The sequence below is a fragment of the Sphingomonas sp. DMC6 genome (genome assembly GCF_056314225.1).
Genome location: NZ_JBQUYT010000001.1, coordinates 658,083 through 678,338 on the forward strand (window position 1 = coordinate 658,083; position 20,256 = coordinate 678,338).

Sequence of the window (20,256 nt, forward strand, 5' to 3'; positions counted from 1 at the left end):
CCTCCCGCTCAATGGTCGTGGCTCGCGCCCGACTTCTCGATGTCGGCGCGGATGAGGAAGGAGCCCTTGGCGGCATAAGGCGTGCCCGGCTCGATGCCACTCAGCACTTCGGTCCACTCGGGCGATGATCGCCCCAGCTCAAGCATGCGAACTTCGTAGTCCTGGCCGAAGTTGGCAAAAACGACCTTGAAGTCGCGGAACGGCTGGATGGCCTCCGTGCGCACGGCCAGCGGCACGGTGACCGCATTCACCACCACCTTGCCTCGCAGGGTCATGCCAGGGCGCAGCCGCCCTGTCCGATTGGGGACAGAGGTTCGGACCAGCGCCGTTCCGGCCTCGGCATTGCCTTCGGGCAGGTAGCCGCCCAATTGGCTGGCCGCGACGGGCGTGCCGTCCATGGCTTCGATCTCCACCCGCATGCCGGGCTGGATCACCGCCAGGTCCTTCGGGAAGATGTTGAAGATGACCGAGGTCTGGGCCGGGTCGGTAATGACATAGAGCGCGCGGTCGCCGGTCACATTGCCGGGGTTGCTGTTACGCTCGGCGACTACGCCGCTGACGGTCGCATAGACGGGGTAGACTTGCAGGCTCTCGCTCGACTCGATCCGCGCCAGCAACTGCCCCCGCTGCACATAGTCGCCCACGCCCTTGGTCACGCTGACCACGCGGCCCGGAAACTGACCACGGATTTCCGAACGCGCCGATGGGTCGAGTGCGACTGTGCCAAACAGTTCGCGTGTCTCGCCGATCAACGCCGGACCTGCGGTCATTATCTCGATGCCGCCCGCCTTGGCCGCCTCAGCTGTAATATGGGTGCGGCCTTCCGGGCTGGCATATTTCCAGACGTGCCGCTTGCCGTTTTCGACCGCGACCACCTCGACGTCGAAGCTGTGGGGTTCCTCGACCACACCCTGTCCGGCAAGGAACTTGCCTTCGGGCTTGAAGGCGAAAGTGTTCACCTCGCCTCCCAGTCGCCGGAGTGTCATGGTCAGTTGCACGGCCCCCGGATCGATCGGTTCACCGCCGCGCGTGGCATAGACCCTGAACTGCGGTTCCTGCCCGGTTTCGAACACTGTGACCTCAACGGCAAAATCGCCATCCTTCAGGAGACGCCCGCCGTTGGGGCCTTTCTCGGCTTCGACCCCCTCCTCGCCATGTTCCGCGGGTGCCGGATCGGAACCACAGGCGGCAAGCGGGAGGGCAAGAGCGAGCGCCGCAATGGCGGCGGTAAGACGGATGTTCTTCATTGCACTTCCTCCCTGGCGACGACGTCGAAACGTCCTGTCAGCCGGTCGATCTGGGACAGGATGTCGCGGTAACGGGTCATCGCTTCTACCCATTGCGACTGAACCTCGATGATGGCGTCGGCACCGTCCTGCACATCGCTGAAACGGAAACCGCCGCGATTGTAGCCTTCGCGGACCTGCTGGAGCGTGCGGACGGCCTTGGGATAGACATCCTGCATGATCCCGTCGGCGCGCATCCGGGCGGCTTCTGCCTCAGCCCTGAGCGAGGCCAACTGGCGCAGGCGGTCGAGGCGGGCCGCTTCGGCCAGCAGTTCGATCCGTTGCCGTTCGGCCTGCGCGCGCTCGATGTTGCCCCGATTGCGGTCGAAACGGCCCAGCGGGATCGAGACCCCGGCCACCAGTGCGACATCACCCGTCTCGCGCAGATGCCGCACACCGCCGCTCACCGTGTAGTCCTGCACGCCGCGCGTCTGTTCGACCACGACGGCCGCTTGCGCCCGTTCCACCGTGGCAGATGCAAGCGCACTGTCGGCCTCGGCCAACTGGTGCAGGTGATCGTCAGGCTTCTCGATCCCGCGCGGCACCTCGACGTCTTCCGGCTTGCCGCCCCAAAACGAGGCCAGCCTCGCGCGAGCGGCATTGCGACGGGACCGGGCCTCGTCGAGCGCAAGCCGTGCTTGGGCAACACGGGCTTCGGCGCGGGTTTCGACGAAGAGCGGATCTTTGTAGCCACGGACCCGGCGTAGGGCTTCGGTCTGCATGGCGCGCTCGGTTTCGAGGCGTCGTTCGGCCAGCCAGACAACTTCCTCTGCGATCTGAAGATCGATGAAGGTGCGTTGCACCGCCTCGGCAAGATCGAGCCGGGCAAGGCGCGACGATGCCTCGGCGACACCGATGTCACGCTCGGCATAGGCGATACGCGCATCGCGCTTGCCGCCGCGTTCGATGGTCTGCGCGTAAGTGACGGTCGTCTCGGCCTGCCGATAGACATCGTAAGCGCCGGTGCCTGCGATGTTCTCGGCCTCGACCGACAGGACCGGATTGGGACGGACATCAGCCTGGCCGCGCCCCGCCCTTGCCGACCGGATGCCAGCCTCCTGGGCCTGGATCGCGGGCGACGCCGCAATGGCGCGGCGGACGGCCTCCTCCAGACTTACGGGTTCTGCGCTTGCCGCAATGGGCAAGGCCAGCGCCAATCCGGCCAACAGGCCGGCGCGCAATGTCAATGACATGGGAAAACTCCAGAAACGCTTGGCAATCGCGGGCGAAGTGAGGCGCCCGCCGAAGTGACAGGTTTCAGGCTAGCGGGGGCTCAATCGGTGGTGCCGATGCTCGTGACAGGAGAGCTGTGACCTCGCCCGGGCGGAGCATGTCGCGGCTCGCATGGGGTCTGTCAGCATTGGGTCCGCATTCGACCATCAACGCAGCGGGGCAATGGTGATGATGGTAGAGTTCCTGCGACGGATCTGAGGAGGAATCGTCCGAGTAATCCTCGTGTGCGTCAGCATGATGCGCATCAGCCACAAGAACTGTGGCCTGACCATGATCATCATGGTCCCCATGGGCCGCGGAAGGCGCATGAAGACTGGCGCAAAGCACCGAGAACAGAATCAGGAACTGGAGAACGATGCCCCTCATCGTGCCCGCCTAGCAGAGCAATAGTGCCGCAGCAAACGCATCACTTGCGCTGGTCCTGGCCCAGAACATGCCGAAGCTCCTCCGGGATCGGCATGGGGACGAAGGCGCTGACCGATGCTCGACCAGTGTTCCCCAGTGGAATGCGGCCCAGTAGCGCGCCGAGGGGCGCAAGCATCAGACGCAGAACTTGTCCGCGCGCTTCGCGCCATTCGCGCCGGGAAATGGCAAAGATCAGCATGACGGCATGGGCATGGAGGTGGAGCCGCAGGATCTGTTGAGAAAGGATATGCGCGCGTTCCAGATAGTGCCAGGCATCGGCCGCATCCTGGCCAGCCCTCGCTTGCCGGAAGGCATCGATCTCCGCCCAATATGCGGTTTCGAGCTGCTTCATGCCGGAGCCCCTCTCGCCGCAAGTTCATATCGAGCCTGCCGAACCACCTGCCATCCACCTTGAAGCCCGAGAAGCGCCATGATGAGCGCGACGACGAGGTCGGGTAGGCCGCTACCCGTCCACAGCACCACGAAGCCTGCCCCAATCACCAGCAGGTTGTTGATCGCATCGTTGCGCGAGCAGACCCAGACCGATCGCATGTTGGCGTCACCCGACCGGAAACGATAGAGCATCAGCGCCACCGAGATGTTCGTCACCAGCGCGAGAGCGCCGATGCCTGTCATCGCCCAGGGATCGGGCTGGGTTCCAGCAACAAGGCCCCAGACCGCCGAGACCATCACCCCAACAGCAAACGCCAGAATGGTCAGCCCTTTGACCAGCGCGGTCCGCGCCCGCCAGACAAGCGCCATGCCGGCAACGCCAAGGCTGATCGCGTAGTTTGCGGCATCACCCAGAAAATCGAGCGCGTCAGCCTGTAGCGAGCGCGATCCCGATGCGGCACCCGCGATGATCTCGACGAAAAACATCACGCCATTGACGACGAGCGCGATCCACAACGCCCTTCGCCACGCAGGATCATTGCGCGCGGTGTCGTCACTGCAAGAACTGGCGCAGCAACTGTCCGCCATGGCCTAAACTCCTTGGTTCGTTCGAGTCGGCCCTCTATATGCACCCTGTAGCAACTACAGGGTCAAGCGATGAAAATCGGCGAGCTGTCGAAAGCAACCGGCACCAACATCGAGACTATCCGCTATTATGAGCGGATCAGGCTGCTGCCCAAGCCGGCGCGAACTGCAGGAAATTATCGCTCCTATGGCGAAGCGCATCGCACGCGGCTCGCCTTCGTCCGACATTCGCGTGAGCTTGGCTTCACCATCGAGGAAGTTCGCTCGCTGCTTGATCTGGCCGACCATCCCGAGCGCGAGTGTTCCGAGGCCGACCGGATCGCCACCCGGCATCTGGCGCAGGTCGAAGAAAAGATCGGCCAACTCGTTACCCTACGCGACGAACTATCGCGCATTATCGGTCGCTGCCGGGGCGGACTGGCCGCCGATTGCCGCGTGATCGAGGCACTGGGGGATCATACCATGTGCAACGGAGACCACGAATGATCTATCTGGTCGTCAAAACCGCAATCTCGGCGATTATCATTGTGGTGGTTTCCGAAGTCGCGCGCCGAAGCGCCGGACTTGGCGCCTTGCTGGCATCACTCCCGCTCGTCGCGTTGCTCAGCATGATCTGGCTCTGGCGAGACACCGGCGACACCGCGCGCATGGCCACCTATGCGCAGGCTACATTCTGGTACGTTCTTCCGAGCCTGCCGATGTTCCTGCTGATCCCGGTTCTGCTGAAGCGCGGCTTTGCGTTCTGGCCCGCACTCGCGGCTGGCTGCGTACTTACCATCGCCCTTTACGTCGGCATGGCGGCGCTACTCGCTCGTTGGGATATCCGGCTGTGACAGCGCCTCTCCCAACATTTGCGTGGTACATCCTCGCAGCCATCGCCGAGATCGCTGGTTGCTTTGCCTTCTGGGCAGTCCTCCGGCTCGATCGCTCGCCGTCCTGGCTGGCCGCCGGCATCCTGTCGCTGATCGTTTTTGCCTACGCCCTGACCAAGGTAGAAGCGGAAGCCGCCGGGCGAGCCTTTGCCGCCTATGGCGGCATCTACATTGTCGCTTCGCTTGGCTGGCTCAAAGTCATCGAGGGTGTAGCGCCAGATCGCTGGGATATACTGGGCGGGCTGATCTGCCTTACCGGAGCGGGATTGATCCTGTGGGGACCAGGCCGCGGGTGAATGAGCGCCGCAACCGATCAATGCGGCGACTAATGCTGCGCGTATACGCTAGTGCGCGCGGCCCCGAAGGCTATGACGTTATACCGCTGTGGGCGAACGCCAGACACCTCCATGCCTGGCGAACCGATCGGCATGCCTGCGACCGCGAGCCCGCGAACACCTTTCGGGCGGTTCGCCAGCACGCGGCGCATGTCAACAATCGGAACGTGTCCCTCAAAGGCGATCCCGTCGACAATCGCAGTGTGACATGACGCCAGGTTTGCGGGAAGACCCACCTGCCGCTGGAACGCAGCACGGTTCGCGTCATCGACGATCCGCACATTTCTGCCGAAGGCCTGGCGGACCCGGGCCGCCCATTGTTCGCAGCACCCACATCCCGGATCGCGATGCATCAGGATGTCGCCTGCCGCGAGTGCGGGGGTCGAAAACAACGCCAGTGCCAGGACCAGCTTTCGCATGTGTAATCTCCTCATTCGCGGGTCGCGCTGAATCGCAACAGCGTCAACTACAGCCAAAATCCGCTTTGGCCGGTAGTCACATGGCAATGCGCGGAGGGTGGCTGAGCATCCTCCGCGCACCATTGCTTACTTGTGATCCATGCCGCTCATGTCGTGACCAGCATGCTCACCAGCCTGCTCGCCATGCTCCTTGCAGCAAGCCATCTGGCCGTGTTCGTCCTTCTTGCAGCAACAGCACGGCTTTTCTGGCGTCGGTGCAGGCTCGGCTGCAAACGCGGCAGTGGAAAGCGAGAGCGCGAGGACGCCCAGCAGATACTTGGATTTCATGTGTATTCTCCAGATAAGATTGAAAGGGATCAGGAAACCGGCTGACGCGGGGGCGGTGTCGGTGGCTCTCGCTTCAATCCGGACAGGCTTCTGGGCGCCCGGATCTCCGGGCCGATCCAGTCCCATCGTATGGCATTCAGATTGGTGTCGGTGGCAGGCGCAGCAAAGAGGCACGCATGACAGACCCGCGCCACGTCCGGTGCGCCATGATGATGTGAGCGGTCGCCGCGTCCAGGCATGTCGCCACATTCCATGTTAGCGGCCTGCATCGAAGCCGCTGCCGGGGCGGCGCAAAGCGGTCCTGCGCCGAACGCCAATGCTAGCGCAATAATGAGAGCGACGACCGATTTCATAGGATCAAGTCCTGCTCCGTTGCGACCCGTCGGTCCAGCCAAAGTCTTGGTGCATTGCCATCAGAACCAGACTCTGACGCCAGCGACAAAACTGACCACATCCGGGACTTCTCCTGCGAACCGTGCCAACCGCGCGGTGTCCCCCGCCTTCCGGCTCCATTCCACGCCAACATAGGGCGCGAGCTCACGTCGAATCTCATAGCGCAAGCGCGCACCCAGTTCGAAGTCGGTGAGTCCTGATCCGACCCCGATCGCGGGCATGTCCTGAGCAGAGAAATTGAGTTCCGCGCGAGGCTGGAAGATCAGGCGCTGGGTGATCCGCTCATCGTAACTTCCCTCAAGGCGAGCCCGGATGTCACCCTTGTCGGAGAGGAACATCTGCCCCGTCAAATGAAACCAGTACGGCGCGATCCCTTCGACGCCGACAACGGCATAAGTCCGCGAGGGATTGGGTGCTATATCATGCCGCAAGCCGACATGCGCATTCCAGAACGGCGAGATGGCACGTGAATAGAGTGCCTGGATTTCCAGATCCTCGATCGGCTCGCCGAATACGCCTTCGCCCTCCGTTTTGATCAGGAGGCGATCGACGTCACCGCCGAACCAGGCCTCGCCTGCCCAGCGATAACCATCCCTGCCCTTGCGCGCCTGGAATTCGGCGAGATCGAAGAGCACCATCGACCCGCTGAAGGCTCCATTCTCTCGCCGCAGGGCTTCGCGTGCGCGCGCCATCTCAGCGGGATCGAACACGGTATCCGCGGCATGGTCGCCTGGCGGCGCAGGGGCGGGAGCAGTTCCGATAGCCGGATCACCCTCGGACATGCCCGCCATGGCATTCATATCATGGCCGGAGTGATCGATGGCTTCAGGCCGTGGCGGACCGGCTGGCTTAGGCTCGGCAGCGTGTCCGGCATGGGGGGCGACTGCAACGGGCGCGGGAACGGCAGCTTCGGGCTGACTATGGCCGGAATGGTCCATTGCAGCCGGCGGGGCCTCGCCTCGAGCAACTGTGCCGGCCGCATCCTTCATTTCCATGCCTGGCATGGTGGATTGAGCCCCCGCAAAGCCGGGCGTCGCCAGCAAGACAGCAGCGCTGATGAGAATGGTCGCCTTCATGCCGCGTCCTCCTCATGGCGCACGGTCACGACCCGGAACATCCCCGACATCATGTGCAGCAACATGTGACAGTGGAACGCCCAGTCGCCGAGTTCATCGGCCGTCAGGTCGAACGAGACCTTACCGCCCGGCAGGACATTGACCGTGTGCTTCAGCGGATGATGGCCCGGATTACCAGTGACCAGTTCGAAGAAATGACCGTGCAGGTGAATTGGATGCGGCATCATGGTGTCGTTGATGAGATTGACGCGCACCCGCTCCATGTGGCGGAACGCGATTGGCTCGGTGTTCTCGCTGAACTTTACGCCATCGAAGGACCACATGTAGCGCTCCATGTTGGCGGTCAGATGGATATCGATCTCTCGTGACGGCGTGCGTGTGTCGGGATTGGGAGTCAGCGATTTGAGGTCACGATAGACCAGCACCCGGTGATCGACTTTCTCGAGGCCCGTCGGGCGTTCGCCCGTGCGGTCCATCGGCATTGGCGAAAGCGTCGCGACGCCTGGCCCCAGTTTGACCTGCGGCGCAACCGAGGGATCGCGCATCTTCATCGAGCCGTGATCCATCTCGGGCATGGCGTGGCCCATTGCTGCGTGATCAGCTGCACTGGCATCGGCACCGGGTGCCGCCATATCGCCCATGCCCATGTCTTTCATGGACAGCAGCGGGCGTTCGCGGATCGCCGGGATCGGCGCGACCATGCCGAGGCGCGGAGCAAGCGTGGCGCGCACCTGACCGGAGCGGTCGATGGCTTCGGCGATGAAGCCATAAGCCTCATCACCCCTGGGCTCGACTATGACGTCATAGGTCTCGGCGATGCCGATCTGGAACTCGTCGGTCTCGACTGGCTGCACGTTCTGCCCATCGGCGGCAACCACCGTCATCGCAAGGCCCGGAATCCGGACATTGAAATTGGTCATGGCGGCGGCATTGATGATGCGCAGGCGCACGCGTTCGCCGGGGGCGAACAGTCCGGTCCAGTTCGCAGCGGTGTCATGCCCGTTGATCATGAAATGATAGGTTGCGCCGGTGACATCCGAAATGTCTGTCGGGTCCATTCGCATCTTGGCCCACATACGGCGTTCGGAAGCGGACTGGTCCTTGCCCGCGAGCAATCCTGAAAGGGTCTGCTTTTGCATGTTGAAATAACCGGGCTGGGCCTTCAACTTCCGCAACTGGGTGTGCGGATGCATGAAGCTCCAGTCGGCGAGCATGATTACATGTTCGCGGTCATAGGCCACCGGATCGGGCTCGGCGGGATCGATGACGATCGCGCCATACATGCCCATCGCTTCCTGCATGCCGGAGTGGCTGTGATACCAATAGGTGCCAGACTGCTTGACGGGAAACTCGTACACGAAGGTCTGGCCGGCCTTGATCCCGGGAAAGCTCACTCCCGGCACGCCGTCCATCTGGAAGGGCACGAGCAGCCCGTGCCAATGGACCGAGGTTTCCTCGTTCAGTGTGTTGTTCACTGCGAGGCGAACCTTTTGACCCTCCTTTAACCGGATGACCGGGCCAGGTGTCGCACCATTGATGCCGATGGCATGCCCGTCACGTCCACCGACCCTGAGCGAGGCATGACCGATGGATAGTGCGATTTGCTCCCCGGACACCGCGGCCATCGGGGCTCCAAGACCAGAGGTTCCGCTGCGCGCCCAGGCCGGGAGCACTGCCGAAAGCGCGAGGCCCCCGCCCCCCAAGGCGGCCGAACGGATGAGTGTACGGCGATTAAGCGCAAAAGAGTGCATGAATGGTGTCCGGTGAGATTGACGGATTCACCGTCCTCTACGCAGCCGCTTTCCCTACCCCTCAGATATGGTCGCCAAGCATCGCCTTTAATTTTCCCCTGGCCCGATAGAGGCGGGTCTCGACCGTCTTCTCGCTGACACCCAGCACCTCTGCGGCTTCAGCCTGGCCGAGGCCATCGATCGTGCGGAGGACCAGCGCCTCGCGCAGACGGGACGGCAAGCGCGAAATGGCCGCGGTCACGCGCGCCAGTTCGGCCCGGTCCGCGGCTTGCACGTCGGCGGGAATGGAATCATCCGAAACGTCGAAAGCCATCTCGAGCGACGCTGCGCGCGCGAAGAAAGCCCGCACCTTTCTCCGTCTTGCCCAGTCCCGGCACTTGTTGAGCGCGATATGTTTAAGCCAGGCCAGGAACGGTCGCTCATGGTCGTAGCGTCCAAGCGCCGAGAACGCGGCGATGAAGGTTTCCTGGGTAATATCGAGTGCCTCGTGCGGATCGCCGACGGACGCTCGCACCAGACGAAATACAGTTTCACGGTGGCGCGCCAGCAGTTCGCGATAGGCGTCTTGCCGACCGGCGAGCGCCAGTGCCGCGAGCTCGCCGTCGCTTCCCTCGGACAGCGAAAGGCTCACCGCACTTCTGGGGTCAGGGCTCTGGTAACCGACCGGTCGAACCTGGCCGCCTGATCAGGCCTCAGGACGGCGCGCATGGCAAAGAGATGCTCCAGTGTTTCCTTCTGCATCTCACCCATGACCTTGTGGGTATGGTCGATGGCGGCGGTGACTTCCGGACCATAGCCATGTTCCACTTCCATAGCTTCGGCCAGATGGGCATTGGCCGCCCGCATCTCCAGCTCAAGCGCCTTGCGGCGGGTGGCAAAACGCTGCTCGATTGCGTCAATCTTTGCTTCCTGTGCGGCATCGAGTTCGAGTTCGCGGTGCAGCAGCGCATGGAGTTCGGTCTCGCTCTGCCTTTCCGGTGCGAACAGGACGCGGCCAGCATAAGTTCCGCCCAGTGCCGCCGTGAATGCGACAAGCGCGATCAGGATCAGCCGCCTGGTCCAATTCACGGGTGGACATCCAGCAAGGTCGAAGGTGCGAGCGGATTATCGGGAGCAAAGGGTGAGATTGGCTGAGCTGTGGCGGGTTCGCCGCCCGCCAGTCCACCACCCGCTATGCCAACCACCAGCGCGAGCGCTGCGGCAAAACCCGTCAGCCGAGACCCGGCCGCAGCCTCACGGCGGCTCGCAGCCAGTCCGGCAAGCACTTCGTCGTCGATTGTCGCCAGCCCCGAGGGGGCCGGAAGTGTGGCCAGGCAGCGGAGCGCCTGATCAAGTTCGGACATGGTGGGTCTCCCGAGGTCTCGTGATCCTATACGCAGCCATATCCCCGATCCCTCAGAAAAACTGAACCCGCCCAATTTGAGGGATGCTGTTCCGGCCCGCGTATTTGAACCTGATAGCCGTTTCCAAGGAGATTCCTGATGCGTTTGACCAGCCTTGCCCTCGCCGCCGCGGCTCTGGGTCTCATCGTCCCGCAGGTTGCCAGCGCGCATACGCAGCTTGTGTCCTCGACCCCGACCGCCAATGCAACGGTCGGAGCACCTACGAAGATCGAACTGCGCTTCAATGAGGCGGTGATCGGCGCAACGGCACGGGCCGAGATCGCGATGACGGGAATGCCGGGTATGGCAAACCATGCGCCGATGCCGATCACGGGTTTTACCGCGCAGCTGGGCAAGGACCGGAAATCGATGACTTTGCTGCTCCGCCGCCCGCTCGCCGCCGGCACTTACCGCGTGACCTGGAGCGCGGCCGGAGCCGACACGCATCGCATGGACGGCAACTTCAGCTTCACCGTGCGCTGAAGACATGGACAACCTGCCTGTTATCGCCCTCCGGTTCGCGCTCTATGCCGACCTGATGGTGCTGGCAGGTGTGACGGCCTTCTCACTTTACGCGCTGGAACCCGAAGAGCGAGGCACTGCCTTGCTGCCGCTGGCCAAACCTGCCCTCATCCTTTCGCTACTCGGGCTGCTGCTGTCTGGCGTCGGCATGATTGCGCTTGTCGCAGCCATGATCGGGACAAGCTTCTGGGCAGTCGATGCCTCAATCTTCGGGGAGATAGTTACGCAAAGCGCCATCGGCAGTGCCTGGATCGTGCGCATGGTAGCACTTTCAATTGCCTTGGTTGCCGCGCTCGCGCTTGACCGAAGCCCACATATTGCACGGCACTTTCTGCTTGCTTCGACAGCGCTGGCGGTCGCCACGCTGGTCTGGACGGGCCATGCCGGCGCAACCGAAGGGCGGACCGGATCCCTCCACCGGCTGAGCGACATCGTCCACATGCTGGCGGCGGCTGTATGGATCGGCGGAATTGCCGCGTTCTCCTGGCTGGTTTTTCAGCCATTGGCCCACCAATCCGATACGCAGATCAGGATCGCGCATCGGGCCCTTGAACAATTTTCGCGGGTTGGGACGCTTGCGGTCGGGTTGATCGTTCTCACGGGCCTCATCAATAGCCTGAGCCTGATGGGCTTGCCGCACCCGGACACCTTGTTCGCTTCGCGCTACGGCCAACTCCTGCTTATCAAGCTCGCCCTGTTTGCTGCAATGCTGGTGCTGGCGGGTGCCAACCGTTGGCGGCTGACACCCGCTCTTGGTGCAGCCATCGCCGACGGCAATCCGGCCACCGCGTTACGTGGCTTTCGACAAAGCCTGGTTCTGGAAACAGCCACAGCACTTGCGATCCTCGCCGTGGTTGCCTGGCTGGGTACGCTGGAGCCGATCTTGGCGAACGGGTAAATTGCCTCTTGACCCTAACATGATGTCAAGGTTGATGAGAGGTGCGACCTGAGGAGTACGAAGTATGACCGAGTCGCATCACGACCATGCGAAATGCGCCCATTCCGGATCGAAGGCTCCAGGAATGGTGATTGACCCCGTCTGCGGAATGAGCGTTGACCCTGCGACGACGACGCATGTCGCCACCCATGACGGCGCCCATCACTACTTCTGCAGCGCTGGCTGTCTGACCAAGTTCGAAGCTGATCCGGCGCGCTATATGAGCGATGCGCCGCGCCCGACAGAACCGGTGCCAGAAGGCGTGATCTGGACCTGCCCGATGCATCCGGAGGTTCAGCAAGCAGGGCCCGGAAGCTGCCCGATCTGCGGCATGGCCCTTGAACCGATGACCCCCACGCTCAGCGATGGACCGTCACCGGAATATGCCGACATGAAGCGGCGCTTTGTGATCGGGCTCATCCTCGCCTTGCCGGTAGTAGCGCTCGAGATGGGCGGACATCTGACCGGACTGCGCCATTATCTGGATGGCAACATCGGCAACCTGGTTCAGATGGTGCTGGCAACGCCAGTGGTTATCTGGGCTGGCTGGCCCTTTTTTGAACGCGGTCTGGCTTCGGTCAAAAGCCGCCATCTCAACATGTTCACCCTGATCTCAATGGGAACGGGCGTTGCCTGGATCTACAGCATGGCAGCGACGCTTGCGCCCGGTATCTTCCCGGCCGCGTTTCGCGCGATGGACGGTTCGGTCGCGGTCTATTTTGAGGCAGCGGCAGTCATTACCGTCCTGGTCTTGCTTGGCCAACTGCTTGAATTGCGCGCCCGCGAGACCACCAGTGGTGCGATCCGCGCATTGCTCGACCTTTCGCCCAAGCTCGCCCGCCGGGTCCGTCCCGATGGCAGCGACGAGGAGATCACCCTCGACCAGGTACTGGTCGGCGACACGTTGCGCGTTCGTCCTGGCGAGAAGGTCCCGGTCGATGGCGTGGTGGTGGAAGGCCGCGGCACCGTCGATGAATCGATGGTGACTGGCGAGTCCATGCCGGTGACCAAGGAGGCAACGTCGAAGCTGATCGGGGGCACGATTAACCAGACCGGCGGCCTCGTGATGCGCGCCGAGAAGATCGGGCGCGACACCATGCTCTCGCGCATCGTCCAGATGGTCGCAGAAGCCCAGCGTAGTCGTGCCCCGATCCAGCGGCTTGCCGATACCGTGTCCGGCTGGTTCGTGCCGGCGGTGATCGCGGTCGCGGCAATCGCCTTTGTTTTCTGGTCCCTGATCGGCCCATCACCGGCGATGGGCTATGGCCTGATCGCAGCGGTGGCCGTGCTGATCATCGCCTGCCCCTGTGCGCTTGGCCTCGCAACCCCGATGTCGATCATGGTGGGGGTCGGACGCGGTGCCCAGGCCGGTATTCTCATCAAGAATGCCGAGGCGCTCGAACGCATGGAGACAGTCGACACGCTTGTCGTGGACAAGACCGGCACGCTGACGGAAGGCAAGCCTGCGGTGGTCGCGATCGAGACGGCCGAGGGGTTCGACAGCCGCGAGGTGTTGCGCCTTGCCGCCAGCCTCGAACGCAGCAGCGAGCATCCGCTGGCTCTCGCCATTGTCAGGGATGCCGAAGCCAAAGGACTGGCAATCAGCGAACCAGGCGACGTGGATCAGCCAGTCGGCAAAGGCATCACCGGAATGGTCGATGGACATCGGCTTGTTGCTGGCAATGCCCGCTTTCTTGACGAGCAAGGGATTTCGACTGCCCAACTGGCGAGGCGTGCTGACGCCCTGCGTGCTGACGGGGCGACCGCAATTTTCCTTGGCATCGATGGCCGTGCTGCGGGTGCCATCGGCATTGCCGATCCGGTTAAACAGACTACCCCTGCCGCGCTCAAGGCGCTGGCCGAAGCAGGCATCCATGTCATCATGTTGACCGGAGACAATCGCGTCACAGCTGAGGCTATCGCGCGGCGGCTCGGCATCGACGACATCGAAGCCGATGTCCTGCCCGACCAGAAGAGCGCGATCGTGAAGCGCTTGAGGGACGAAGGCAGGATCGTGGCGATGGCAGGCGACGGTGTGAACGACGCCCCGGCGCTTGCCGCTGCCGATGTCGGCATCGCCATGGGCACCGGCACAGACGTTGCGATTGAAAGCGCGGGCATCACACTGCTCAAGGGCGATTTGACAGGGATAGCCCGTGCCCGGCACCTCAGCCACGCAACCATGACCAACATCCGTCAGAACCTGTTCTTCGCCTTTGCCTACAACGTCGCTGGTATCCCGGTGGCTGCGGGCGCGCTCTACACGCTGTTCGGCATCATGCTTTCACCGATCATCGCAGCGGCTGCAATGGCGCTTTCCTCGGTCAGCGTCATCGGCAATTCGCTGCGTCTCAGGAGGATTGCGTTATGAACCTTGTCAGCAAGCGCGCGTGGTTGCTGGCCGCGGCTTCAGCCGCGCTGGTTGCCGCTTTTCTGCTCTATCCGGAACACCGGCAGCACCTCTTCGGGCTGATCCCTTATGCCTTCTTGTTCGCCTGCCCGTTGCTGCATTTCTTCCGTGGCGGCCACCACCAAGGACATCGCTCGAAATTCGGTGAGCAGCAGCCATGAATATTGGGCAGGCCTCGAAGTCCACTGGCGTTTCGGAGCGGATGATCCGGCATTACGAACGCGTAGGACTGATGCGGCCCCCAGACCGGCGCGACAATGGTTACCGGGACTATTCACCGCAATCGGTCGAGCGTCTGCGCTTCATCGCGAATGCCCGCCATCTTGGGTTCTCGCTGGAGGAGATCGCCACTCTCCTTGGCCTATGGGACGACCGCGAGCGGACGAGCAGTGAGGTCAAGACCGTCGCGCTGGCACACGCCGAAGATCTTGGTCGCAAGGCCGCCGCACTTGAGGCCATGCGTCGGTCGTTGCTGGAACTAGCCGAAGGGTGCAGTGGTGACAGCAGACCCGATTGTCCGATATTGACCGGACTGGCAGAGCGGCGAGCTTGTTAGTTGCGGACATGCCTTAGGGGGTGTCCGGACAGCTTGCGACCCGCTCGATCCATTCCTCAATCTCTCGTTCAATCCATACAGCGCATTTTGGGCCGAGCGACCGGGACTTCGGAAACCGGCCTTCGCTCATGCGTTGGTAAATAGCTGACCGTTTCATGCCGACGCGCGCCATAACCTCGGGCAGGCGCAGCAGCCTCCCAGGCGCTGGTGAAGCAGCCAAGCAGTCGGTAGGAGATATTTCAGGGCCTTGGGTCACGGTTTCAGGGCGCATTGGAATTCCAATTCGATCTCAGGTAGGTCCCCTCCAAATTGAGACAGGTCAGCGCGGCAGCGACATGCCAATGTCGCGGCCCACAAAGTCATCGATGTGCTTGGCGAGCATTCGCGCAACGAGCTGCGCCGTGCCGCCCGCCCAGCGGGGCCTCAGATCCTCGATCCGGCGTCCCAGGGTCCGCTGCAGATGGACGGGCAGGCTGGTGAAGAACTCTTCGAGAAATTCGCCCATCTCGCCATGCATCCATTCGCAAGCGAGATCTTCCTGTCCGGCGAGCGCGAGGATCATGGTAGCGCGGGGGTGCGCTCCACAGGCGGCGAGCACGCGTGATGCTTCGTCGAGCCCGATAGGCCGCTCACCGCGCGCAACGCGAAGCAAGGTCTCGCGATGCATCCCGCTTTCATTGGCAATCCTGTGGCGTGGTTTGCCGGCGGCATCGATCGCATGGGCAAGCACGCGAGCCAGGCTTTCATTGGCCGGTCTGTTGGCGGCGGTTTGATGGTGCATGGTCGTCTCCTCGTTTCTTCAATGGTGCGACTCGCAGGCATATCGCGAAGCATCCCATGTAGGAAAATGAAAAGAACAGAGATCGAACATCTCGTTTAAAGGCGAGTCAGTTCCTCTATCCGAGTCGTCGCCGAATCGCGGCTAGCTTGACGGTAGTCACCGACACATAAAGACTGATTTTGCGTCATTATCGTCGGTTTTGATCGTCGGGCAGGAAAAGATGTGTCCGCATCTGTCCGCCTCCATCGGAGATCAGATCACAACTCTTTCCTACAAACATTTCCTAGATGCATGTGGAACACACAGCGAACGCAAGAACGCTGTGACCACCCCTCCAACCGGAGCTTCACATGCAGTCTCTCACCCTCCCCCGGCGCGTCGGCGTCACGGGTTTCGGCCCAAAGAACCTTGGCAGTGCCCTCAGCATTGCCATCCCGGTCGCAGTCGCGGCGCTTGCGGCGAGCGCCGCCTACGCTGGCGCGGATACGACCTTCACCCCTGCCCTCACCAAATTTACGGATTTCCTGGAAGGTTCGGGCGGCAAGATCATCACGGTCCTCAGCCTCGCTGGCGGCCTGATCGGTCTGGCGTCCGGGCGGTTTTCGCTCGGCCAGGTCGCAGTTCCGGTGGGCGTCGGCATCGGCGTCGGCACCGGTGTTCCGATCGTCACCTCGGTCGTGACCGCGGTCATCTGAACGCGGCAAGAGAAGGCGGCGTCGCCATGGCAGACCCTTACATCATTCCCCGGCGCCTCGATGACCCGGAGCTTATCGGCTTCTGGACCATCGACGAGTTCGCGGGAATGCTGGCCCCCTTCACCTGGGGGATCCTCACCCAGCATATCTTTATCGGTATCATAGTCGCCTTCGGCGCCTGGTTCGCACTGCGAAAGGCAAAAGCAGGACGCGCCAGCTCCTGGGTAGCCCATGCCGCATACTGGTATCTGCCTGCAGGATTTCTGGGCCTCAAGGCAACGCCGCCTTCTCACTGCCGACTGCTTGCCGGTTGAGGGGCACAGCCATGTTTTCCGACATATCACACGAACGTCAGCAATCGCTGCTGCGCCAGCGGAACCTGTTCGCGCTCACCAGTGCCGGTCTCGGCCTCGCACTGGTCATCGCAGGGAGCCTTGCCGCCACCCGCGACCGCGAGGTCGTGCTGGTGCCGACCATTCCCAAAGGGCTGACGGTGAGCAGCGCCGGGGTCGAGGCCGACTATCTCGAGCTCGTCACTCGCGATGCCGCCCTTGTGCTCCTCAATCGCAGCCCGGAGGGCCTCGATTACTGGATGCACGAGATCCTGAAGCTGGCGGATCCCGCAAGCTATGGGCAGCTGAAAGCTGAGCTCGTGCGGATTGTCGAGGAGCAGCGGGGCTCAGACGTCACCCAGGCTTTCGTGATCCGGTCGATGACTGTCGATCCGAAGGGTCTGACCTCGGATGTGACCGGAACCCTCAAGACCTTCGTCGGCGCGCAGGTGATTGCGAGTGACGAGCGCCGCTTCCGCTTCAGCTGGACTTACCGCGGCCTGCGCCTGGCGCTGGCAGGGTTCGCCCAGCTCCCCACACAGGACAAATCGAAGGAGGCCCAGTGATGGCTTACCGAAAAGGGACCCATACACGGGGTCTACTTCTGAGCGCGGCCGCTCTGCTCATAGCAGCATCCCCCGCTCATGCCGCCGACCAGTTCAAGCAAGCGGCCGATGGTGCCGGGATCGAGTGCAGCGTTTCGGCGCGGGAACTGACCCGCTTTGCGCTGGTCGACGATCAGTTCGCCAGCGTCTCGAAGATCTCGACCGGCACGCCCTACAACGACTTTGCGGTGACCAACGAGCCGGTACGCGGGGATATCTACGTGTCCGTACCGGAAACCTACGCAGCCCGGGCAATCAGCTTCTTCGCCACCACGAAAAAGGGCTTCGTCTACAAGGTCGCGTGCCGGGTTGAGCAAATTCCGGCGACCCAGGTCTTCATCACCAACCCCGCCATCGCGAAAACCCAAGCGGCGGACTGGGAAAGCCAGACCCCGCTCGAGACCAGCGCCGTCAGGCTGATCCAGGCCATGGCCAACGACCGGACTGTCGATGGCTTCGAGGTCCGCCAGTCGACCGCCATGCCTGCCCGGGTTGGCGATCTCGAAGTCCAGCTCATCGCTGATTATCGCGGCGCCAGTCTCACCGGAAAGGTGGTCCGCATCCACAATCGCGGGTCGAAGCCAATGACGCTGGCCGAACGCGATCTCGCGCCCCGCGACACCCTAGCTGTCTCGATCGCCGAGCCAAAGCTCGAGCCCGGGGCCAGCACAACCGCCTTTGTTGTCGGCGCAAACGCGGAGACCGGCCATGACTGATGCAGCCAATACGCCAAGCCCGGCCCCTCTGCAGGCCGAGAGTGCGGCGCCATCCGAACTTTCCGGGCTCAACGCCCGCACTGCGCGCCGTCAGAAGCTGCTGCTGGGCTCATTGGGAGCGCTCGCGCTGCTCGGCGGGAGCTGGTTCATCCTTGGCGGTGACGATAAGGCCAAGACCGGCGATCCCAATGCGGCGCAGACGATCGACACTGCGGGCCTCGTCAACCGCGATCTATCGCAGCGCGAGTTCGTCGCGAACTACGGCAACCGGCTGGATGCGGTCACGCGCGAACAGAAGGCGCTGAAGGATGGGAGCATTCCGCGGACGGAGATCGAGTCGCAGCTGGCCGCTCTCAAGGCCGAAAACCAGGCCATGCGGGTCGATGGGCAGGCCGCGATCGATGCCATCTCCGCAGAGAATGCCGAGCTCAAGACACGGCTTGCCGCTCAGCCTGCGACGACGGCACCCACTGTACCGCCACCGGCTTATGGGCCGCAGGCGGGCGGTTATGACGCGCGGGGGCGTTCGCCCCAGCCCAGTGCCGTGTCCGCAGGCGCTGATCCGCAGGGCGGCATGATCCCGTCCTCTGGCGAGGTGAAGCTGATGAGCTTCAGCTCTGACAAGGCAGGGAGTAGCGGTCTCCGGGTGGGTCGCCCTGATGCGCCGCCGGTCGTCGTCGAGGACTCGCCTGATTACCTGCCGCCCAATTCCTATGCGCCGGCCAGGGTTATCGTTGGCGTAGATGCTTCGGCGGGCGTCGCCAGCCAGACCGATCCGCTGCCCGTGGTGCTGAGGATCACCGGCCCGGCCCGATCGGTGATGCAGAACGGGAAGGTTCTGACCACTCGGATCCAGGGCTGCGTTGTGAACGGCGCGGCGCGCGGGGATCTCAGCAGCGAGAAGGTCTATGTGAAGCTTGCCCGCATGACCTGCGATCAGCCTGGTGGCCGGGTCGCAGTGAGCGAGGTCAAGGGCTTCATCAGCTTCGCTGGCAAGTCCGGGGTCCGGGGTCGCGTCGTGAGCCGCGAAGGCAGCCTCGTCAGCCAGGCATTGCTCGCCGGGATCGTCGGCGGTTTCGGGCGCGGCTTCTCCGCAAACGCCAACAGCGTGTTCTCCGGCGTCACGACCAACCCCGATGGCAGTCGCTCTAAGCTCTCGGCTGGTGACATCCTCGGTGGCGGGCTTGGCCAAGGCGCCGCGGATGCCGCCGACACGGTCAGCAAATACCTGATCGAGCGCGCCGAACAGTACCAACCCGTCGTCGAGATGCCGACCGGCATCGATGTCGAGATCGTGTTCCTCGACGGCGTCTACGTGAGGAACTCCCAATGATCAAAAACTCGCTTTTAGAGCACGGCAATGGTCGGCGCCGCTGGTTGCGTGCCAGCGCAGGACTGGCAGCAATCATCGCCTTGTCGGCTGCAACCGGATGGGCGGTGGCAAGCCTTGCAGCCCCCACTGCCGCTCCGGACATGGCGAAGGTGCGTGAGGCACTGAAGCTGCGCCTGCCCAAGACGCCGATCGACGCGATCAACTGCAAAGGCCTTGGCGGTTTGTGCGAGGTCGCATCCAAGTCGACGCTCTTCTACGTTGACCGGGCTGCGAAGTATCTGGTGATCGGCCGGGTCTATGACATGGAAGCCCGTCAGGATCTAACGGCTGCACGGCTGCTCGCTCTCAATCCGGACCTGCTGGCGGCAGGGGCCGCACGGCGCAGCAATCCCGAAGCGCAAGCGGATGGGAGCCCAAACCCATCAGCAGCTTCAGCCCGGAACGCTGAACCGCGGCATGTGCAGCTTGGCAAGCTTCCATCAAATGGCGCGATTACCTGGGGCCCTGCCAATGGTCCACGTGTCGTTGTCTTCTCAGACTTCCACTGCGGCTACTGCAAGAAGCTTGAGGCAGAACTGAAGGCGATCGGGGCGCGGGTCGAAGAACGGCCGATCTCGATTTTCGGGGCAGAGAGCCGCCGCGACGCCGAGCGGGTGCTGTGCGCACCTCGGCCCGAGCTGGCGCTGCACATGGCCTATTCTGGTCTGGCGCTCGCCAATCCCAAACCCTGCGACACGAGCGGCCTCGCTGCCAACGAGGCCTTCGCCCGGGCACACGGCTTTGGCGGCACGCCGGTGATCGTGCGCCCCGCCGATGGCGCCGTTCTCGAGGGTTTCCGGCCTGCTGCAGTGCTCCGGGAATTCCTGCGCCCAACCTCCACCCGGGCTCCCACCCCAGCTCCGAAAGGATAAC

General features: G+C 63.0%; 27 protein-coding genes. 14 read left to right on the top strand and 13 right to left on the bottom strand.

The window, feature by feature from the left end; translation table 11 throughout:
- Positions 1 to 8: 8 nt before the first annotated feature.
- The 4 genes from ACT53M_RS02900 to ACT53M_RS02915 all read right to left on the bottom strand — a co-directional run bounded on the left by ACT53M_RS02900 (position 9) and on the right by ACT53M_RS02915 (position 3,905).
- The gene (locus ACT53M_RS02900; RefSeq protein WP_476231347.1) at positions 9 to 1,247 is read right to left on the bottom strand and encodes an efflux RND transporter periplasmic adaptor subunit; all 1,239 of its coding nucleotides are present in this window, start codon (positions 1,245 to 1,247) and stop codon (positions 9 to 11) included.
- On the bottom strand, positions 1,244 to 2,479 hold the full coding sequence (locus ACT53M_RS02905; RefSeq protein WP_476231349.1) for a TolC family protein: 1,236 nt from the start codon (positions 2,477 to 2,479) through the stop codon (positions 1,244 to 1,246). Before ACT53M_RS02905 ends, ACT53M_RS02900 begins: the two co-directional genes overlap by 4 nt.
- A gap of 446 nt (positions 2,480 to 2,925) precedes the next feature.
- Positions 2,926 to 3,276, bottom strand: a complete 351-nt coding sequence (locus ACT53M_RS02910) for a DUF3703 domain-containing protein (RefSeq protein ID WP_476231350.1) — start codon at positions 3,274 to 3,276, stop codon at positions 2,926 to 2,928.
- A complete protein-coding gene (locus tag ACT53M_RS02915; protein ID WP_476231352.1) occupies positions 3,273 to 3,905 on the bottom strand; it encodes a cation efflux transmembrane domain-containing protein in 633 nt (210 codons plus the stop codon). Before ACT53M_RS02915 ends, ACT53M_RS02910 begins: the two co-directional genes overlap by 4 nt.
- A 69-nt stretch (positions 3,906 to 3,974) precedes the next feature.
- On the opposite strand from ACT53M_RS02915, the gene ACT53M_RS02920 reads away from it, so the two are divergent.
- Genes ACT53M_RS02920 through ACT53M_RS02930 form a run of 3 tightly spaced genes read left to right on the top strand, consistent with a single transcriptional unit; the run spans position 3,975 to position 5,070 of the window.
- Positions 3,975 to 4,388 (top strand): MerR family transcriptional regulator, encoded by a 414-nt coding sequence (locus tag ACT53M_RS02920; protein WP_476231354.1) that lies wholly within the window; start codon positions 3,975 to 3,977, stop codon positions 4,386 to 4,388.
- Positions 4,385 to 4,735 carry a DUF3147 family protein gene (locus ACT53M_RS02925; RefSeq protein ID WP_476231355.1) on the top strand — a complete coding sequence of 117 codons (351 nt, stop codon included), beginning with the start codon at positions 4,385 to 4,387 and terminating at the stop codon, positions 4,733 to 4,735. Before ACT53M_RS02920 ends, ACT53M_RS02925 begins: the two co-directional genes overlap by 4 nt.
- Positions 4,732 to 5,070: a YnfA family protein gene (locus tag ACT53M_RS02930; protein ID WP_476231356.1), complete on the top strand. Its 339-nt coding sequence runs from the start codon at positions 4,732 to 4,734 to the stop codon at positions 5,068 to 5,070. Before ACT53M_RS02925 ends, ACT53M_RS02930 begins: the two co-directional genes overlap by 4 nt.
- A 29-nt stretch (positions 5,071 to 5,099) precedes the next feature.
- On the opposite strand, the gene ACT53M_RS02935 is transcribed toward ACT53M_RS02930, so the two are convergent.
- The 7 genes from ACT53M_RS02935 to ACT53M_RS02965 all read right to left on the bottom strand — a co-directional run bounded on the left by ACT53M_RS02935 (position 5,100) and on the right by ACT53M_RS02965 (position 10,418).
- Entirely contained in the window at positions 5,100 to 5,528 is a 429-nt protein-coding gene (locus ACT53M_RS02935) for a DUF411 domain-containing protein (RefSeq protein ID WP_476231358.1), read from the bottom strand.
- Between the two features lie 126 nt (positions 5,529 to 5,654).
- Positions 5,655 to 5,855: a hypothetical protein gene (locus ACT53M_RS02940; protein ID WP_476231359.1), complete on the bottom strand. Its 201-nt coding sequence runs from the start codon at positions 5,853 to 5,855 to the stop codon at positions 5,655 to 5,657.
- 413 nt (positions 5,856 to 6,268) lie between these two features.
- On the bottom strand, positions 6,269 to 7,324 hold the full coding sequence (locus ACT53M_RS02945; RefSeq protein WP_476231361.1) for a copper resistance protein B: 1,056 nt from the start codon (positions 7,322 to 7,324) through the stop codon (positions 6,269 to 6,271).
- A complete protein-coding gene (locus ACT53M_RS02950; RefSeq protein WP_476231363.1) occupies positions 7,321 to 9,075 on the bottom strand; it encodes a copper resistance system multicopper oxidase in 1,755 nt (584 codons plus the stop codon). The genes ACT53M_RS02945 and ACT53M_RS02950 overlap by 4 nt, the downstream gene beginning before the upstream one ends.
- A 61-nt stretch (positions 9,076 to 9,136) precedes the next feature.
- The gene (locus ACT53M_RS02955) at positions 9,137 to 9,706 is read right to left on the bottom strand and encodes an RNA polymerase sigma factor (RefSeq protein WP_476231365.1); all 570 of its coding nucleotides are present in this window, start codon (positions 9,704 to 9,706) and stop codon (positions 9,137 to 9,139) included.
- Entirely contained in the window at positions 9,703 to 10,143 is a 441-nt protein-coding gene (locus tag ACT53M_RS02960) for a Spy/CpxP family protein refolding chaperone (RefSeq protein WP_476231366.1), read from the bottom strand. The genes ACT53M_RS02955 and ACT53M_RS02960 overlap by 4 nt, the downstream gene beginning before the upstream one ends.
- Positions 10,140 to 10,418: a DUF3693 domain-containing protein gene (locus ACT53M_RS02965; protein WP_476231368.1), complete on the bottom strand. Its 279-nt coding sequence runs from the start codon at positions 10,416 to 10,418 to the stop codon at positions 10,140 to 10,142. The genes ACT53M_RS02960 and ACT53M_RS02965 overlap by 4 nt, the downstream gene beginning before the upstream one ends.
- A gap of 138 nt (positions 10,419 to 10,556) precedes the next feature.
- Here ACT53M_RS02965 and copC point away from each other — a divergent pair, with 138 nt between their 5' ends.
- The 5 genes from copC to cueR all read left to right on the top strand — a co-directional run bounded on the left by copC (position 10,557) and on the right by cueR (position 14,882).
- A complete protein-coding gene (copC, locus tag ACT53M_RS02970; protein ID WP_476231370.1) occupies positions 10,557 to 10,940 on the top strand; it encodes a copper homeostasis periplasmic binding protein CopC in 384 nt (127 codons plus the stop codon).
- A gap of 4 nt (positions 10,941 to 10,944) precedes the next feature.
- Entirely contained in the window at positions 10,945 to 11,877 is a 933-nt protein-coding gene (gene copD / locus ACT53M_RS02975) for a copper homeostasis membrane protein CopD (protein WP_476231372.1), read from the top strand.
- A gap of 64 nt (positions 11,878 to 11,941) precedes the next feature.
- Entirely contained in the window at positions 11,942 to 14,287 is a 2,346-nt protein-coding gene (locus tag ACT53M_RS02980) for a heavy metal translocating P-type ATPase (protein ID WP_476231373.1), read from the top strand.
- Complete coding sequence (locus tag ACT53M_RS02985; protein ID WP_476231375.1) at positions 14,284 to 14,487, top strand: DUF2933 domain-containing protein; 204 nt, start codon at positions 14,284 to 14,286, stop codon at positions 14,485 to 14,487. The genes ACT53M_RS02980 and ACT53M_RS02985 overlap by 4 nt, the downstream gene beginning before the upstream one ends.
- On the top strand, positions 14,484 to 14,882 hold the full coding sequence (cueR, locus tag ACT53M_RS02990; RefSeq protein WP_476231377.1) for a Cu(I)-responsive transcriptional regulator: 399 nt from the start codon (positions 14,484 to 14,486) through the stop codon (positions 14,880 to 14,882). The genes ACT53M_RS02985 and cueR overlap by 4 nt, the downstream gene beginning before the upstream one ends.
- 13 nt (positions 14,883 to 14,895) lie before the next feature.
- On the opposite strand, the gene ACT53M_RS02995 is transcribed toward cueR, so the two are convergent.
- Positions 14,896 to 15,153: an AlpA family phage regulatory protein gene (locus ACT53M_RS02995; RefSeq protein ID WP_476231379.1), complete on the bottom strand. Its 258-nt coding sequence runs from the start codon at positions 15,151 to 15,153 to the stop codon at positions 14,896 to 14,898.
- Between the two features lie 48 nt (positions 15,154 to 15,201).
- Positions 15,202 to 15,663: a transcriptional regulator gene (locus tag ACT53M_RS03000; RefSeq protein WP_476231381.1), complete on the bottom strand. Its 462-nt coding sequence runs from the start codon at positions 15,661 to 15,663 to the stop codon at positions 15,202 to 15,204.
- A gap of 350 nt (positions 15,664 to 16,013) precedes the next feature.
- Here ACT53M_RS03000 and ACT53M_RS03005 point away from each other — a divergent pair, with 350 nt between their 5' ends.
- Genes ACT53M_RS03005 through ACT53M_RS03030 form a run of 6 tightly spaced genes read left to right on the top strand, consistent with a single transcriptional unit; the run spans position 16,014 to position 20,255 of the window.
- The gene (locus ACT53M_RS03005; RefSeq protein ID WP_476231383.1) at positions 16,014 to 16,358 is read left to right on the top strand and encodes a hypothetical protein; all 345 of its coding nucleotides are present in this window, start codon (positions 16,014 to 16,016) and stop codon (positions 16,356 to 16,358) included.
- 26 nt (positions 16,359 to 16,384) lie between these two features.
- On the top strand, positions 16,385 to 16,672 hold the full coding sequence (traL, locus tag ACT53M_RS03010) for a type IV conjugative transfer system protein TraL (protein ID WP_020819170.1): 288 nt from the start codon (positions 16,385 to 16,387) through the stop codon (positions 16,670 to 16,672).
- Positions 16,673 to 16,683: 11 nt separating this feature from the next.
- The gene (locus tag ACT53M_RS03015; RefSeq protein ID WP_476231389.1) at positions 16,684 to 17,256 is read left to right on the top strand and encodes a type IV conjugative transfer system protein TraE; all 573 of its coding nucleotides are present in this window, start codon (positions 16,684 to 16,686) and stop codon (positions 17,254 to 17,256) included.
- The gene (locus tag ACT53M_RS03020; protein WP_476231391.1) at positions 17,256 to 18,011 is read left to right on the top strand and encodes a type-F conjugative transfer system secretin TraK; all 756 of its coding nucleotides are present in this window, start codon (positions 17,256 to 17,258) and stop codon (positions 18,009 to 18,011) included. The genes ACT53M_RS03015 and ACT53M_RS03020 overlap by 1 nt, the downstream gene beginning before the upstream one ends.
- Positions 18,004 to 19,344: a TrbI/VirB10 family protein gene (locus ACT53M_RS03025; RefSeq protein WP_476231392.1), complete on the top strand. Its 1,341-nt coding sequence runs from the start codon at positions 18,004 to 18,006 to the stop codon at positions 19,342 to 19,344. The genes ACT53M_RS03020 and ACT53M_RS03025 overlap by 8 nt, the downstream gene beginning before the upstream one ends.
- Positions 19,341 to 20,255 (top strand): DsbC family protein, encoded by a 915-nt coding sequence (locus ACT53M_RS03030; RefSeq protein WP_476231394.1) that lies wholly within the window; start codon positions 19,341 to 19,343, stop codon positions 20,253 to 20,255. Before ACT53M_RS03025 ends, ACT53M_RS03030 begins: the two co-directional genes overlap by 4 nt.
- Position 20,256: the final 1 nt, after the last annotated feature.